Origin of the sequence: Pseudooceanicola antarcticus, assembly GCF_900215355.1 — a bacterium.
Taxonomy (GTDB): domain Bacteria; phylum Pseudomonadota; class Alphaproteobacteria; order Rhodobacterales; family Rhodobacteraceae; genus Pseudooceanicola; species Pseudooceanicola antarcticus.
Window position 1 is genome coordinate 216,044 of the sequence record NZ_OBEA01000006.1, and the last position, 14,766, is coordinate 230,809.

At 67.5% G+C, this 14,766-nt stretch carries 12 protein-coding genes; 7 read left to right on the top strand and 5 right to left on the bottom strand.

Features of this window, described 5'->3' with window-relative positions; translation table 11 throughout:
- Window positions 1-4 precede the first annotated feature (4 nt).
- Window positions 5-484, top strand: a complete 480-nt coding sequence (locus CRO50_RS15745) for an Lrp/AsnC family transcriptional regulator (RefSeq protein WP_097146878.1) — start codon at window positions 5-7, stop codon at window positions 482-484.
- Here the strand turns inward: CRO50_RS15745 and CRO50_RS15750 are convergent, their stop codons facing one another.
- The 3 genes from CRO50_RS15750 to CRO50_RS15760 all read right to left on the bottom strand — a co-directional run bounded on the left by CRO50_RS15750 (window position 485) and on the right by CRO50_RS15760 (window position 3,854).
- Entirely contained in the window at window positions 485-1,297 is an 813-nt protein-coding gene (locus CRO50_RS15750) for a glycosyltransferase (protein ID WP_097146879.1), read from the bottom strand.
- Between the two features lie 141 nt (window positions 1,298-1,438).
- Entirely contained in the window at window positions 1,439-2,767 is a 1,329-nt protein-coding gene (gene tig, locus CRO50_RS15755; RefSeq protein ID WP_097146880.1) for a trigger factor, read from the bottom strand.
- Between the two features lie 199 nt (window positions 2,768-2,966).
- Window positions 2,967-3,854 (bottom strand): type IV pili methyl-accepting chemotaxis transducer N-terminal domain-containing protein, encoded by an 888-nt coding sequence (locus CRO50_RS15760; protein WP_097146881.1) that lies wholly within the window; start codon window positions 3,852-3,854, stop codon window positions 2,967-2,969.
- Window positions 3,855-3,877: 23 nt separating this feature from the next.
- Between CRO50_RS15760 and CRO50_RS19965 the strand changes: the two genes are divergently transcribed.
- From CRO50_RS19965 to CRO50_RS15785, 6 genes are all read left to right on the top strand, one after another.
- Window positions 3,878-4,273, top strand: a complete 396-nt coding sequence (locus tag CRO50_RS19965; RefSeq protein WP_143516944.1) for a hypothetical protein — start codon at window positions 3,878-3,880, stop codon at window positions 4,271-4,273.
- Between the two features lie 22 nt (window positions 4,274-4,295).
- Window positions 4,296-6,131 carry an ABC transporter ATP-binding protein gene (locus CRO50_RS15765; RefSeq protein ID WP_097146882.1) on the top strand — a complete coding sequence of 612 codons (1,836 nt, stop codon included), beginning with the start codon at window positions 4,296-4,298 and terminating at the stop codon, window positions 6,129-6,131.
- 238 nt (window positions 6,132-6,369) lie between these two features.
- A complete protein-coding gene (locus tag CRO50_RS15770; RefSeq protein ID WP_097146883.1) occupies window positions 6,370-7,533 on the top strand; it encodes an MFS transporter in 1,164 nt (387 codons plus the stop codon).
- A 133-nt stretch (window positions 7,534-7,666) separates the two neighbouring features.
- The gene (locus tag CRO50_RS15775) at window positions 7,667-8,302 is read left to right on the top strand and encodes an ImuA family protein (protein WP_097146884.1); all 636 of its coding nucleotides are present in this window, start codon (window positions 7,667-7,669) and stop codon (window positions 8,300-8,302) included.
- Complete coding sequence (locus tag CRO50_RS15780) at window positions 8,214-9,662, top strand: Y-family DNA polymerase (RefSeq protein ID WP_097146885.1); 1,449 nt, start codon at window positions 8,214-8,216, stop codon at window positions 9,660-9,662. Before CRO50_RS15775 ends, CRO50_RS15780 begins: the two co-directional genes overlap by 89 nt.
- Complete coding sequence (locus CRO50_RS15785) at window positions 9,659-13,120, top strand: error-prone DNA polymerase (RefSeq protein WP_097146886.1); 3,462 nt, start codon at window positions 9,659-9,661, stop codon at window positions 13,118-13,120. Before CRO50_RS15780 ends, CRO50_RS15785 begins: the two co-directional genes overlap by 4 nt.
- 21 nt (window positions 13,121-13,141) lie before the next feature.
- Here the strand turns inward: CRO50_RS15785 and CRO50_RS15790 are convergent, their stop codons facing one another.
- Window positions 13,142-13,981 (bottom strand): oxygenase MpaB family protein, encoded by an 840-nt coding sequence (locus CRO50_RS15790; protein ID WP_097146887.1) that lies wholly within the window; start codon window positions 13,979-13,981, stop codon window positions 13,142-13,144.
- Window positions 13,982-14,081: 100 nt separating this feature from the next.
- On the bottom strand, window positions 14,082-14,729 hold the full coding sequence (locus tag CRO50_RS15795; protein WP_157791765.1) for a C39 family peptidase: 648 nt from the start codon (window positions 14,727-14,729) through the stop codon (window positions 14,082-14,084).
- Window positions 14,730-14,766: the final 37 nt, after the last annotated feature.

The window sequence follows — 14,766 nt, forward strand, 5'->3', positions numbered from 1 at the left end:
AGATATGCTCGACCACCGCGACAAGCGCCTGCTCAGTCTTCTGCAAAGGGATTCGCGCCGTACCAATGCAGAGCTGGCAGAGGACGTGGGCCTTTCCCTGTCGGCCTGTGCCAAGCGCGTGGCCCGGCTCTGGTCCGAGGGTTTCCTGCTGCGTGCGCCTGCCTTGATCGACCGCCGCCGCTTCCGGAGGCCCGTCACGGCGGCGGTGATGGTCACCCTGACCGCGCCCAAGGCCAGCGTCAGCCAGGACTTCGCACGGCGGATCACCGCCTGCGAACAGGTCAGCCAGTGCCATGCGGTGACCGGAGAGTTCGATTTCCTGCTGATCGTGCAGGAGCGCTCGATCGAGGCCTATCACGACTTCGCCCAGGAGGTCTTCGGCGAATGGCCCTCTGTCGCCTCCTACCGCACCAACTTCCTGCTGCGCAGCTTCAAGAACGACACCGCCCTACCCGGCTTCTGCCTGGCCGAAAGCGCCGAGTGATCAGCCCTGCCGGCGGGCCTTCTGCTCGGCCAGGAAGGATTGCAGGAGCGGAAAGCGGTCCCGCATCTGGCGCCGATGCAGCGGCTTCAGCGGCTTGGAACGGTTGTATCTCCCGGCGCTGTCGTTGCCGGCGTGGATCGTGCGCAGGTAATGGAGCTGCATGTCGTTGACCACGACGGAAGGGTGATTCCACGCCAATCTCTTGTGCGAAACCAGGTAGATATTCCGCTTCGACGCGACCGGCGCCAGCAGCGCGAGGCCCTGGTTGTTATAGGGGCTTTCGCGCAGATAGAAGTTCAGGCTGCCGTCCTGCTCGATCACCATCGAGATCCCGCGGGAGTGACTGAAGAACATGTAGTCGCGGTTTGGCGTGGGGCGGGCCCTGGCCAGCCGGGCGCTCTGGCCGAGGTCGGCCAGGAAGTCCTTCGCCAGCGCATCGCCGTCATCCAGGACCACCTCCAGCACGTGACTGTCGGCGCGATTTGCCATGACCTCCTGCCGGATTTCGCGGAAAATCCGCCCCGCCATGCCGGGGCCGCGCGCGTGCACCGAACCACGATCGCCCAGGGTATCGCCGACCGTTTCGCGCAGCAGTGTCAGGTGGTCTGGGGGAAGATCCTCGCTGGTCAGCAGGGCGAAGTGGAAATTTCCGTCGCTCTGATCGGCCAGAGAGGCCAGAGCAAGGCTGCGGAACAGGCGGAAACGCTCGGCCAGGCGGTCGCTATCGAAGAGCACCGCCTTGTCGCGGCTGGCTTCGGATCGCCAACCGGACTGGCCAAAATATGCATAGCGCATTTCCACGACAGGCAGCATGGACGCGATCCTCCGGCAACGCCCCTTGGAGCTTTCGGGAGGCAAAATCTCCCTGCCGGCAATCAGTTGTCAACTGACTGAGGAGTAAAGAAAAAGGGCCGCCCAATGGGCGACCCTTCAATGCAAGGGAAGTGGGCAGGATTACTCCTCGTCCAGCTCCTCGACGGCCTTCTGAAGGTCGTCCTTGGAGACTTCCTTTTCCGAGACCTCGGCCAGCTCGACGATGTAGTCGACGACCTTGTCTTCGAAGATCGGCGCACGCAGCTGCTGCTGCATCTGCTGGTTCTGCTGCACGAACTCGAAGAACTGACGTTCCTGGCCCGGGTACTGACGTGCCTGGTTCATGACCGCCTGGGTCATTTCCTGGTCGGTGACTTCGACCTCGGCCTTCTGGCCCAGCTCGGCCAGCAGCAGGCCCAGCTTCACGCGGCGCTCGGCCAGCTTGGTGTGCTCTTCGGTCGGCTCGATCTTGTCGTGGTCGTGGCCCTGGTGGTCAGGGTTTTCCTCGTGCCACAGCTGGTGCGCGATCTGGCCGGCTTCGGCTTCCACCAGGCTCGGCGGCAGCTCGAAGGAGACGGTTTCGTCCAGCACGTCCAGCAGCTTGCGCTTCATCACGGCGCGGGCGGCACCGGCGTATTCGGCTTCCAGGCGCTCGGCGATCTGACCCTTCAGGGCTGCCAGATCCTCGGCGCCGAACTTCTTGGCCAGTTCATCGTCCAGCTCAGCCGCCTTCGGGCCCTTCACTTCCTTGATCTTGCACTCGAAAACGGCGGCCTTGCCGGCCAGGTTCTCGGCGCCGTACTCTTCGGGGAAGGTCACTTCGACGTTCTTCTCTTCACCGGCCTTGGTGCCGACCAGCTGGTCTTCAAAGCCCGGGATGAAGGAGTTGGAGCCCAGCACCAGCGGGTAGTCTTCCGCTGCGCCACCGTCGAAGGCTTCGCCGTCGACCTTGCCCAGGAAGTCGATGACCACCTGGTCGCCGTCTTCTGCTGCGCCGTCCTTGGCTTCAAAGTCCTTGGCGGTCTCGGCCAGGTTGGCCAGAGCCTCGTCCACGGCTTCGTCACCGGCCTTGGCAACCAGCTTCTCCAGCTTGATCGCCTTCAGGTCGACTTCGGGCATCTCGGGGAGCTTCTCGTAGGACATCTCGACGACAACATCGTCGCCTTCCTTCCAGGTCTCGCCGTCGACCATGTTGACGGAAGGCTGCATGGCAGGCTTGTCACCGGTCTCTTCGAAATGAGCGTTCATGGCGCCGTCGACGGCTTCCTGCATCGCTTCGCCCAGCACCCGCGGGCCGAACTGCTTCTTGAGCAGGGCCATGGGCACTTTGCCCTTGCGGAAGCCTTTCATTTCGACTTCAGGCTGAGCTTCAGCCAGCTTCTCGTTCACCTTGCTGTCCAGCTCATCGGCGGTCAGGGTTATGGTGTAGCCGCGTTTCAGCCCCTCGTTCAGGGTCTCGGTGACCTGCATTGTCGCTTGTCCTTCCATACCGGGGCCGTATCCTTCGCACGGCCATCGAAATCAGACGCCCTTCTATGAGCAGCCCCGCGCCGTTGCAAGCTATAAGGGCGCCGAAAACCGCTGCCAGCGCGGGTTTCTGCGCCCATTTCCCATTCCTGTCGCCGGGGCAGCCCACTTCAGGGGGCACCAAGGCATTGGAACGACCCGGTCAGACCTTTTCGTAAAGACCCACGGCGACGTTCATCTCTCGCAACGCCACCTCGCCATGGTAGAGCAATTCCGACAGTCGCGCCGGATCGGCGGGTCCGCCCGCGGCGATCTCTTTCAGGTAGGGTTCCATCCAGTCCCAGACCGCCTGCACCAGCTCCAACTGCATGTCGATCTCGAAACTTGGCGGCGCGATGATACCATCCCAGGCATTGCCGACCCGCAGTTTGTAAAGGCTGGAGCTGAAGAGAGCGATCGTGCCCTGCAGGGCCCTGCGATCACCTTCGGGATCGAAGCCACGCCCCACCATGCAGGCCTCTTTCAGCGCCTTCATGATCAGCATTCTCTGGCGCCCGGCGACATTGATCGCCGCCGCGAGGTCCGGCGCGATCAGCCCCTCGCCATAGAGCCGCTCCATCAGCCCGACCGCGTCGTTCATCGTCTTAAGCACCGCCGGGTTGCGCGCATGGATCACCCGCAGGGAGGCGGCCTCTCCGCCCGTCACATAGCCCTCGACGGCGCGGCCGTAGCCCTGCCAGAGCAGGTCCACGGCGGCCAGGGCATCCAGCATCTCCATGTTCTTCTCGGTCGAGAGCCCATGCTCTGCATCGCCGAACCGCAGCCCGTTCAGTGTCTGATCGAAAAGCGCGAAGGCCCCGCCTGCACGCGCCACCGCGCTTTCGGCCTGCACGTCACTGTCGGCCATGCAACTGAGCATCGCCATGCGCTGCGACAGCATGCGCTGGCGCCCGGCCAGGTTGATCTTGTGCTTGGCCTCTGAGGCCGAAAGCGGGGTCGCCGCAAGGAGCGGCGCGATGCCCAGAGCCGGTATGAGATCCAAGGCCAGCAAGGTCAGGATCATTTTGCAGAACAGGCGCAGCTTGGTCATCCGGTCCCCGTCAGGCGGCAGAAATGGCCTCTGAAGATACGCGCCGGAAGATGGAGATTCGGTTAAGCGCGCCCAGGCTGCTGCACCGCAACATCAAAGCCTCAAGAATGCCTCACAAGACACTGAAATTAAAATACAAAAACGGAGAAAAAACAGCCCCCTCCGCCCTTCCCACTCATCCCGATGCCCGCCTTGGCCACAGCAGCTTCGACCACCAACTCCACGACATTTTTGCGAAAACTGCCCCCTTAGGGGTGACGGATGCGATCTGGCGGACTATGAATTTGCGCCATGGCGACAATGGAGATTCGCAAGATGCAAAAGACCCGTATTCCCGATCAGCACTAAGCGCCGGTCCGGTACGGGTGGGCGCACGCCCCGCCTCTTGCCTTTCTTCTCACATCCCCAATCCCCCCTGAATTTCCAAACGGATGCATCGTCATGTTCCGCGTTTTTGAACGTCTTATCGACCCCTTCCAACCTTTCCCGGCCGAGACCCCGCCCACCAAGCTGATGCCCTACATGTGGTCCCAGCTGCGCTCGCTCGGGGGCTGGCTGCCGCTCATGGCCTTCACCTCTCTGCTGGTGGCGCTGGGCGAGAGCCTGCTCTTCTTCTACGCCGGACGCATCGTCGACCTGATGACCGGCGCCGGGCCCGATGGTTTCTGGAGTCAGCACGGCGGAGAGACCCTTCTGGTGGCCCTGGCCCTGCTGCTGCTGCGTCCTGCTGTCATCGGCATCAACCACCTTCTGCTCGAGCAGACGCTGGTCGGCACGCTTAACGTGCAATCGCAGTGGCGAGCCCACAAGCACCTGCTGGGACAGTCCATGTCCTTCTTCCAGAACGATTTTGCCGGGCGACTGTCGAACCGGGTCATGCAGCTTGGCCCGGCGACCGAGGATTCGGCCTATATCTTCCTCGAAGCGATCTGGTTCTCGGCGGTCTACATCATCGGCGCCACGCTGGTGGTGACCCAGATCAATCCCTGGCTGGCACTGCTGCTGGTCAGCTGGCTGGTGCTCTACATCTTCTACATGCAGTTCCTGGTGCGCCGTATCACCAAGGCGGCCGAGAAATGGTCCGACGGCCGCTCCGCCGTCACCGGCCGGGTGGTCGATGCCTATGCCAATATCGAGGCGGTGAAGCTCTTTGCCGGCACAAAGGCGGAAGAGACCTATGCCCTCTCGGCCTTCAAGCGGCTGCAACTGCGCGTCCACCGCTTCCTGCGGCTGGCGACCGAGATGCAGGTCGTGCTGAACCTGCTGAACGGCTACCTGATGGTCTCCATCGGCGGCTTGGCGGTGCTCTTCTGGTCCAAGGGCCTGCTGAGCGTGGGCGAGGTCACGGCGGCGATTGCGCTGACCATGCGGCTGAACGGCATGTCGGGTTGGATCCTCTGGGTCACCATCCGGCTCTTCGAGCATTTCGGGGTGATCCGCGAGGGGCTGCGCTCCATCGCCGTGGCGCATTCCGTGGTCGATGCACCGGAGGCACCTGCGCTGGTCAAGGGCCCCGGAGAGATCCGTTTCGAGGATGTCAGCCATCATTACGGCAAGCGGCGCGGTGGTCTTGATCACGTGGATCTGACCATCCGTCCGGGCGAGAAGGTCGGCCTGGTCGGCCCTTCCGGTGCGGGCAAGTCGACGCTGATCTCGCTGCTGCTGCGCTTCCGCGACGTGGAGCAGGGCCGCATCCTGATCGACGGTCAGGACATCGGAGCCGTGACCCAGGAAAGCCTGCGCCATGACATCGGCGTGGTCAGCCAGGACAACTCCCTGCTGCACCGCTCGATCCGGGCCAACCTGCTCTATGCCCGCCCCGACGCCACCGAAGAGATGATGATCGCGGCGGCCCGCCAGGCCGAGGCGCATGACTTCATCCAGGGGCTGGAGGACCGCGAGGGCCGGCGTGGCTACAACGCCCAGGTGGGCGAGCGGGGCGTGCGGCTTTCGGGCGGACAACGGCAGCGGATCGCCATTGCCCGGATGATCCTCAAGGATGCGCCGATCGTGATCCTGGACGAGGCCACCTCGGCACTCGACAGCGAGGTCGAGGCCGCCATTCAGCGTTCGTTGCAGACCGCGATGGAGGGCAAGACGGTGATTGCCATCGCGCACCGCCTCTCGACCCTGGCCGAAATGGACCGGATCGTGGTGATGGAGCGCGGCCGGATCGTCGAGGATGGCTCCCATGCCGATCTGCTGCGCCAGGAGGGGCTTTATGCGCGCCTCTGGACCCGGCAATCGGGGGGCTTCCTGGCCGATACGGCGGAGTGATCCGCATGCGCCTCGGGCGAAGGTCCCACCCGGACCTTCGCCCCCGGATTCTTACCCCGATTTTCTACTGCCCCGCGCCTCTGCATCCCTGCATCCCCACCTCTGCGCCCCTTGCCCTTGCACCTTCGATGCCGGCGTGATCTGTCATTTCCTGAGGCTGGCCCCGGCCCCTCTTCCCCCAGATACCCGGCCCCTTCCGGCCCCTTTCCTGCCCTCGCGGCAGACCGCAGGATGCGCCATGACCGACCTGACCCAAGAGACCTCCGTCACCGCAGAGGCCACCCGCACCGCCGCCGCCCGGCTGGCGACCCGGCTGGCCTTCTTCTCGTCCGGCTTCGCGGTCGCTTGCTGGGCGCCGCTGATCCCCTTCGTGAAGGCCCGCATCGGCGCGGATGAAGCGCAGCTTGGCCTGCTCCTGCTCTGCCTCGGCCTGGGCTCGGTCACCGCCATGCCGCTGACCGGGGTGCTGGTCTCGCGTATCGGCACCAGGGCGCTGATCCTCACCGGAGGCTTCGGCATGGCGCTGGTGCTGCCGCTGCTGCCGCTGGCCGCCAGCGTCTGGCAACTGGCCCCGGCGCTGGCGCTCTTCGGGGCCTCGCTCGGCATGATCGACGTGGCGATGAACATCCATGCGGTCGAGGTCGAGGCGCGCTCGGACAAACCGCTGATGTCGGGCTTCCACGGGCTCTTCTCGCTGGGCAATTTCGCCGGGGCGGGGCTGCTGACGCTGCTGCTCTCGCTTGGTGCCGCACCACTGCCCTCGGCCCTTCTGGGCGCCGTGCTGACTGCGCTGGCGATGCTGGTGGCCACGCCGCGCTTCCTGCGCCATCGCGGCGGCGCGCCAGAGCCCCTGGTACTGCCGCGCGGCCTGGTGCTGGTGCTGGCGCTGCTGGCGGGCGTGGCCTTCCTGACCGAGGGCGCCATGCTGGACTGGGGCGCGCTGCTGGTCCTGGAACGCGGGCTGCTGCCCCCCGAAAGCGCGGGGCTTGGCTACATGACCCTCTCGGCAGCCATGGTGCTGGCCCGGATGACCGGAGACCGCATCATCACCCGCCTCGGAGATCGCCGCGTGCTGCTGCTTGGCGGTGCCTTCACCACGGCGGGCTTCCTGTTGCTGCTGCTCTCGCCCTGGCCGCCGCTGGCGCTTCTGGGCTTTGCCGGCATCGGCCTGGGCATCGCCAACATGGTGCCGATCTTCTTCTCGGCCGCCGGACGCCAGCGCGCCATGCCGCCGGGCCTGGCCATCGCCGCCGTCACCACCACCGGCTACGCGGGCATCCTCATGGGGCCTGCCGCCATCGGCTTCGTCGCCGAGGCCACCAGCATCTCGGCCACCTTCTGGGGCCTTGCGGTGCTGGCCCTGCTGGTGCCCCTGCTGGCGCGGGTCGTCACGGGACGTTGAGCCCGCGGGGCTTGGAGCAACCCCCTCCCAGCATATAGAACAGAAAGAGAACAAACGCCGGCACGATTCGCCCGGCGTGCCCGCTCACCTGTCTCGCTCACCCCGCTGCCCCCCTGTCTGTTCATCATCGCCCATGTTTCGAAATGCCTTCCCCCTGCGCGCCGGGCGCGTCCACGAGGTCTGTGGCCCCGGCGCCACCGCCTTCGCCGCCGTGACCTGTGCCCGCGCCCGCGCCGGTGCGCTGATCTGGATCCGCGAGAGCTGGCAGCCTGAGGGGCTCAACCCGCTGGGACTGGTGGATTTCTTCGACCCCGCCCGGCTGGTGCTGGCCAATGCCCCCTCTGCCGTCGACGTGCTGGCCGTCGCCGAAGAGGCGCTGCGCGACGGCGCGGTGTCGCTGGTGCTGCTCGAGGTCACCCGCCCCCTCGACCTGCGCGAGGGGCGGCGGCTGCAACTGGCCGCCCAGGCCGGGGGCACCACCGGGCTCTGCCTGATCCCCGAGGGCATGGGCTCCAACGCTGCCGAAAGCCGCTGGCAGGTGGCGCCGCTGCTGGACCAGGGGCCGGGGCGTCTCGACAGGGCCGGAGACTCGACTTTGATGCGCTGGCAGCTTATAAAGAACAAATCGGGAACACTTGGAGCCTGGGATGTCCGCTGGAACCGGAAGACGTATCGTCTCGATGTGGTTTCCTCGGTTGGCCAGCGACCGGGTTCTGCGGGTGCGCCCGCTGGAGGGCCCCTTCGCGTTGACGCTCATGGAGGCCAATAGCGAGCGGCTCTATTGCCTCAACCGCGCTGCCGAAAAGGCCGGCCTGTCGCGCGGCATGAGCCTGGCCGACGCCCGTGCCTTCTGCCCCGGCCTGATGACCGACCCGGCGCGCCCCGACCGCGATGCGGCCTTCCTTGGCGTGCTGCGCAGATGGGCCACGCGCTATTGCCCCTGGGTCGGAACCGATGGTCGCGACGGGTTGATCCTCGACATTAGCGGCGCCTCGCATCTCTTTGGCGGAGAAGAGGAAATGCTCTCCGACATGCAGGCCCGCGCGGCCCGGTCCGGGCTGACCCTCCGGGTCGGCCTGGCCGATACCCGCGGCGCTGCCTGGGCGCTTGCGCATCACGCGCCGGGCCTTGCCGCACCCGGCGAAACCGCCGCCGCCCTGGCGCCCCTGCCGGTTGCCGCCCTGCGCCTGGAGCCCGCCGAGGTGGCCGGTCTCGAACGCCTCGGGCTGCGCCATGTCGGAGAGCTCGAGGCCACCCCCCGCGCGCCCCTGACCCGTCGCTTCGGCCCCTCTGCGCTGATGCGTCTCGACCAGGCCATGGGCCGGCAGGGCGAAGCCGTCAGCCCCGAGGCCGAGCCGCCCCATTACGCCACCCGCCTCACCCTGCCCGAACCCATCGGGTTGCAGGAGGACGTGATGGAGGGCACCCGCCGCCTGCTCGCCCGCCTCTGCGAGACGCTGGAGCGGCAGGAGACCGGCGCCCGGCGTCTCTGCCTGACCCTGCGCCGCGTCGACCGCGACAGCCGCCAGGTCGAGCTGCGGCTGGCCGCACCGATGCGCGACGCCGCCCGCATCCTGCCACTCTTCCAGCGCGGGCTCGACGGCATCGACGCAGGCTTCGGCATCGACCAGATGCGGCTGGAGGCCACCCAGGTAGAATCCCTTCCTGCCCAACAACTTGGCCCCCGCAATGGAGGTAACGGCAACGCCCGGCTGGAAGACCTGCTGACCCGGATCGGCACCCGTATCGGGCTGGAGAACGTGCAGCGCTTCCTGCCCGCCGACAGCCATATCCCGGCCCGCGCCTTCCGCACCCTGCCCGCCGCATGGACCGAGCCGGGCCAAGGCTGGGTGCCGCCGCGCCCCCGTCCCCTGCGCCTTTTCGCGCCCGAGCCCATTGCCGGTCACGGCCCCCGCCCGCCCGAGCGCTTCCGCTGGCGCCGCATGTCCCTGGTCACCGCCCGTGCCACGGGGCCGGAACGCATCGCCCCGGAATGGTGGTTCGACGATCCCGACTGGCGCCGGGGCCTGCGCGACTACTGGCTGATCGAGACCCGGCAGGGGCGACGGTTGTGGCTCTTCCACACCCCGCAGGCGCCGGGCTGGTTCGTCGAGGGAGAATTCGCATGATCCCGACGCCCGCCCCGACCGACACACCCTCTCCCTTCGCGCTGCTGTCCGAGGCGGTGCTGCACCAGCATCTCTCGCCCCTCGGAGGCGGGCGCGCGCCCGAGGCGGATCTTCCGCCTCTCGTCACCCCGCCGGACCCGCAGGAGACAGGCTATGCCGAGCTCTGCGTCACCTCGAATTTCACTTTCCTGACAGGGGCGTCGCACCCCGAGGAGCTGGTCACCCGCGCCGCCGAGCTGGGTCTTGCCGCCATCGCGATCACCGACCGCAACTCCCTGGCCGGGGTGGTCCGCGCCTTCTCGGCCCTGAAGGAGCTGAAGCGCGCCGCCGAAGAGGGCGAGGCGGGCCTGCCGATCCGCTCGCAGCAGCGCCAGGACCCCTCCTCGCGCCAGACCCACGGCGGCAGCGACCTACCCCTGCCTCGCGCACCGAAGTTGCCGCGCCTGCTGACCGGCTGCCGGCTGGTGCTGAAGGATTGCCCGGTCGACTGGGTGGCCCTGCCCACCGACCGCGCCGCCTACGAGCGGCTCTCGCAACTGCTGACACTGGGCAAGCGGCGCGCCGAGAAGGGGCAATGCACGCTTTTCACCGATGACCTCCTGACCCATGGCCAGGGGCTGATCCTGATCGCCCTGCCCGGCGATCCCGACCTGGCCCTGCGTCCCGTGCAGGCCATGCAGCGCCGCTTTCCGGGCCATGTCTTCCTGGGCGCGGCACCGCGCTACGACGGCTCGGACCAGCAATGGTTCGACACCTGCGCCCGGATCGCCCTGCGCGCCTCGGCGCCGATGGTGGCGGTTGGCGACGTGCTGATGCACCAGGCCGCGCGGCGCCAGCTGGCCGATGTGCTGACCTGCCTGCGCGAGGGCTGCACCATCGACCGGATCGGCACCCGCGCCCTGCCCAATGCCGAACGCCGCCTGAAGGGCCCCGCCGACATGGCCCGCCTCTTCCGCCGCCATCCCGCCGCCCTGCGCCGCAGCCTGGAAATCGCCGACCGCTGCGCCTTCGACCTCTCGGACCTCAGCTATGAATACCCCGACGAGGCCAGCCAGGGCGAACCCGCCCAGGACCGCCTCGACCGGCTGGTGCGCGCAGGCCTGCGCCGCCGCTGCCCGGGTGGCATCCCCGACCGCTACTATGCCCTGGCCGAGAAAGAGCTGGGCCTGGTCGAAGAGTTGGGCTTTGCGGCCTATTTCCTGACCGTCCACGATATCGTGGATTATGCGCGCTCCATCGGCATCCTCTGCCAGGGGCGCGGCTCGGCGGCCAATTCGATCCTCTGCTGGGCGCTCGGCATCACCGATGTGGCGCCTGACATGATCGGCATGGTCTTCGAGCGCTTCATCTCGCGCCACCGGGGCGAGCCGCCCGATATCGACGTGGATTTCGAGCACGAGCGCCGCGAGGAAGTGATTCAGTGGATCTACGAACGCTACGGCCGCGACCGCGCCGGGCTCTGCGCCACCGTCATCCACTTCCGCTCCCGCGCCGCGATCCGCGAGGTGGGCAAGGTCATGGGGCTTTCACAGGACGTGACCGCCAGCCTGGCCGGGCAGATCTGGGGCATGTCCGACAAGGGCGCCGACCCCGACCGCATGCGCGAGCTGGGCCTTGATCCCGAGGACCGCCGCCTTGCCCAGACCATCCGCCTGATCGGCGAGATCGTGGGCTTCCCCCGCCACCTGTCCCAGCACGTCGGCGGCTTCGTCATCACCCGCGGGCGGCTGGATGCGCTCTGCCCGATCGAGAACGCGGCGATGGAGAACCGCACCGTGATCGAATGGGACAAGGACGATATCGACGCGCTCGGCATCCTCAAGGTCGATATCCTCAGCCTCGGCATGCTGACCTGCCTGCGCAAGAGCTTCGATCTGCTGGAGGAGCACGACAAGCGCCAGCTGACGCTGGAGACCGTGCCACAGGAAGATCCCGAGACCTACGACATGCTCTGCCGCGCCGATGCGGTCGGGGTCTTCCAGGTGGAAAGCCGGGCGCAGATGAACTTCCTGCCCCGGATGCGGCCACGCACCTTCTACGATCTGGTGATCGAGGTCGCCATCGTCCGCCCCGGCCCGATCCAGGGCGGCATGGTGCAGCCCTACATCCGCCGCCGGCAGGGCCGCGAGCAGCCCGAGCCCTTCGGCCCCGCCCTGGCCGAGGTCACCGCCAAGACCCTGGGCGTGCCGCTCTTCCAGGAACAGGCGATGCAGATCGCCGTGGTGGGCGCGGGCTTTACCCCCGAAGAGGCCGACCGCCTGCGCCGCTCGCTCTCGACCTTCCGCCGCATGGGCACCATCGGCGTCTTCCGTGACAAGTTCATCAACGGCATGCTGTCCAACGGCTACGACCCCGAGATCGCGGCGCTCTGTTTCTCCCAGATCGAGGGCTTCGCCGATTACGGTTTCCCCGAAAGCCATGCCGCCGCCTTCGCCATGCTGACCTATGTCTCGTCCTGGCTGAAGCGGCATCATCCGGCGGTCTTCGCCTGCGCGCTGCTGAACTCTCAGCCCATGGGCTTCTACGCCCCCGCCCAGATCGTGCGCGATGCGCGCGAGCACGGCATCGAGGTGCGCCCGGTCTGCGTCAACGCCTCGCACTGGGACAACAAGCTGGAGCGGCGCACCGATGGCGCTCTGGCCCTGCGCCTGGGCTTCCGCCAGATCAAGGGCTTCCGGGAAGAGGACGCGGGCTGGATCGTCGCGGCGCGCGGCAATGGCTATCCCGATCCCGAAAGCCTCTGGCTGCGCGCGGGCCTGGTACCGGCGGCGCTGGAGCGCCTGGCCGAGGCCGATGCCTTCGCCGTCCAGGGCCTGACCCGCCGCGATGCCCTTTGGGCCGTGCGGGCGATCCGGGCACCGAAGCCGCTGCCGCTTTTCGACGATGCGCTGGATGGCGAGGGCGGCGTGGAACCCGCCGTCACCCTGCCGCCGATGCACCTGGGCGAAGAGGTGGTCGAGGATTACGTCGCCCTGCGCCTTTCCCTGCGCGCCCACCCGTTGGAGCTGCTGCGCCCCGCCCTGCCCGGCCTGACCCCGCATGCGGAGCTTCAGACCATTGCGCCGGGGCGGATCTCGGTCTGCGGGCTGGTGATCACCCGGCAGCGGCCCGGCACCGCCTCGGGTGTGATCTTCATCACGCTTGAGGACGAAAGCGGGGTCTGCAACGTGGTGGTCTGGCCGAAGCTCTATGAACGCTACCGCCGCGCCGTCATGGGCGGTCGGCTCTTGCGCGTCACGGGCCGGATCGAGCGGGAGGGCATCGTGGTGCATCTCATCGCCGAACAGGTAGAGGACCTGTCGCATCGCCTGGCCGACATGGGCCACCCGCTCAGCGATCAGGTCGGGGTGACCCATCCGGTGGGCGATGACGCGCCGCGCCCGCGCCCCTCGGGCCCTTCCGCGCGCCATCCCCGCGAACAGGCCAAGCGCCTGTTTCCCAGCCGGGATTTCCACTGAGCCCGAAACTGGACGCCCGAACTAGCGGTCCCGGAAGGTTCCAAGATCCCGGATCGCATAGCCGCCGGGATAGGTCGGGCGCTTGCGGGCGGTGATCAGCTTCGCGCGGCGGCGCTTGGGCAGGACGCGCAGCAGGGCCGCGCGCAGGCGCAGGCCCGCCGGCACGGCGCGCTCCAGCCAGCGCGGCGGGGCCTCATAGCCCATGGCCGCGCGCAGGGGCGCATCCATCAGCGCCAGCGCCGCAGGGCGGCCCAGCCGGAAAAGCCCGCGCGGCAGGTAGAAGCCCAGCATCAGGTCCAGCGTCACGTCGCCAATGCGCCGGTTGCTTTCGGCGGGAGCGAAGTGACGGGCCTCGTAGTCACGGTTGAAGGCCTCGAAACTGGCCATGTCCTCGGGGATATCGGTGATCCCCATGCGCTGGCCGAGGTCGCGGTAATAGGCGAAGATCGCGGCCTTCTCGCCTTCGCTCAGATCGCGCCAGCCGAAGCGGGCGATCCAGCGGATCGGCTCGAAGACGAAGGTCGACAGGACATAAAGGTACTGGTCGTTGGGGATGCGGTAGCGCCCGTGCATCTCGTTCATCCGCGCCAGGGCCTCGGCCCCGCGGGGGTGGTCGGGGCCGTTCTCGACGATCTCCGACAGGATCAGCTCGGTATCGTCATAGCGCTTGCGGGTGCGGGTCTCGAACTCACCCGTGCGCGCCAGCAGCGAAGAGATGCCGGGCACGGCGTAGGTGCGGAAGAGCGCGAACTCCAGCGCCTTCTCAACGTCCCAGGGGAAGTCGTAGGAGGCCAGCGTGAAGACGATCTCGCGCGCCTGGCGCTGCGGGTCCATGGTGGCGGTCTGGGGACGGGGCGACATGAGGGGCTCGGGGGAATGACTGAATGGAAACGCCCTCTCTATTCCCGATCACGACCGTCCGGGCAAGATGCCGTCCGGCGCATGTGCAGAAAGGCTCCGTTCAGCCCTCGGCGCGGATCAGCAGGAAACGGCCATTGCGGCGGCGGATACCCTCGAGCCGGTAGAGCAACGCCCGCCCCGGCCCCTCCTGCCCCGCGGCATCGAGGTGACTGAAGGCACCGTCGAAGCGCTCGTCGCCCCAGCCTCCGGGGCGCGCAGAGACCATGGCCCCGTAGCGGCCGTTGGGATCATGCACGGTGAAGACCGGGCGACGCGGCACGGGCCAGCCGGTGGGGTCGACCAGCGCCCCGCCCCGCTCCGACATCATCCCCGTCACCAGCAGGATGTGCCCCAGCCCCTTCTGGTTGTGGTCGGTGCTGACCAGCACGGGTGAGCCGCGCGAGAGCGCGCGTTGCAGGATGTGCAGCGCCCGCCACCGCAGCTTGGTCGAGGTCATGGCAAAGCGACGCTCGGGGAATTCACGCGCCAGCCACCAGCGCATGTTGGCCCAGGCGTTCAGCGCCTGCACGGGCCGTTCGGGGTGGGCATTGATGGTGCCGGCAATCCCGGCCAGGTCACGGCGCGCCACGGGTTGCCCGGCGCGCCCGTCCAGATAGGCCGCGAACATTGCCAGCACGGCTGCCTGGCAATCGCGCTCTGTGGACTGGATGAAGTAGGGAACGTCGAGAACGGGCAAGGGCTCGGGCACAGCTGGAAGACCTGACAGCCCATCTCTGCAAGCTGCC

Bases quoted from the DNA above. Each gene is read 5' to 3' on its own strand.
- CRO50_RS15745 (WP_097146878.1), top strand. From the start codon at position 5: ATGCTCGACCACCGCGACAAGCGCCTGCTCAGTCTTCTGCAAAGGGAT.
- CRO50_RS15750 (WP_097146879.1), bottom strand. From the start codon at position 1,297: ATGCTGCCTGTCGTGGAAATGCGCTATGCATATTTTGGCCAGTCCGGT.
- tig (WP_097146880.1), bottom strand. From the start codon at position 2,767: ATGCAGGTCACCGAGACCCTGAACGAGGGGCTGAAACGCGGCTACACC.
- CRO50_RS15760 (WP_097146881.1), bottom strand. From the start codon at position 3,854: ATGACCAAGCTGCGCCTGTTCTGCAAAATGATCCTGACCTTGCTGGCC.
- CRO50_RS19965 (WP_143516944.1), top strand. From the start codon at position 3,878: ATGGCCTCTGAAGATACGCGCCGGAAGATGGAGATTCGGTTAAGCGCG.
- CRO50_RS15765 (WP_097146882.1), top strand. From the start codon at position 4,296: ATGTTCCGCGTTTTTGAACGTCTTATCGACCCCTTCCAACCTTTCCCG.
- CRO50_RS15770 (WP_097146883.1), top strand. From the start codon at position 6,370: ATGACCGACCTGACCCAAGAGACCTCCGTCACCGCAGAGGCCACCCGC.
- CRO50_RS15775 (WP_097146884.1), top strand. From the start codon at position 7,667: ATGTTTCGAAATGCCTTCCCCCTGCGCGCCGGGCGCGTCCACGAGGTC.
- CRO50_RS15780 (WP_097146885.1), top strand. From the start codon at position 8,214: ATGTGGTTTCCTCGGTTGGCCAGCGACCGGGTTCTGCGGGTGCGCCCG.
- CRO50_RS15785 (WP_097146886.1), top strand. From the start codon at position 9,659: ATGATCCCGACGCCCGCCCCGACCGACACACCCTCTCCCTTCGCGCTG.
- CRO50_RS15790 (WP_097146887.1), bottom strand. From the start codon at position 13,981: ATGTCGCCCCGTCCCCAGACCGCCACCATGGACCCGCAGCGCCAGGCG.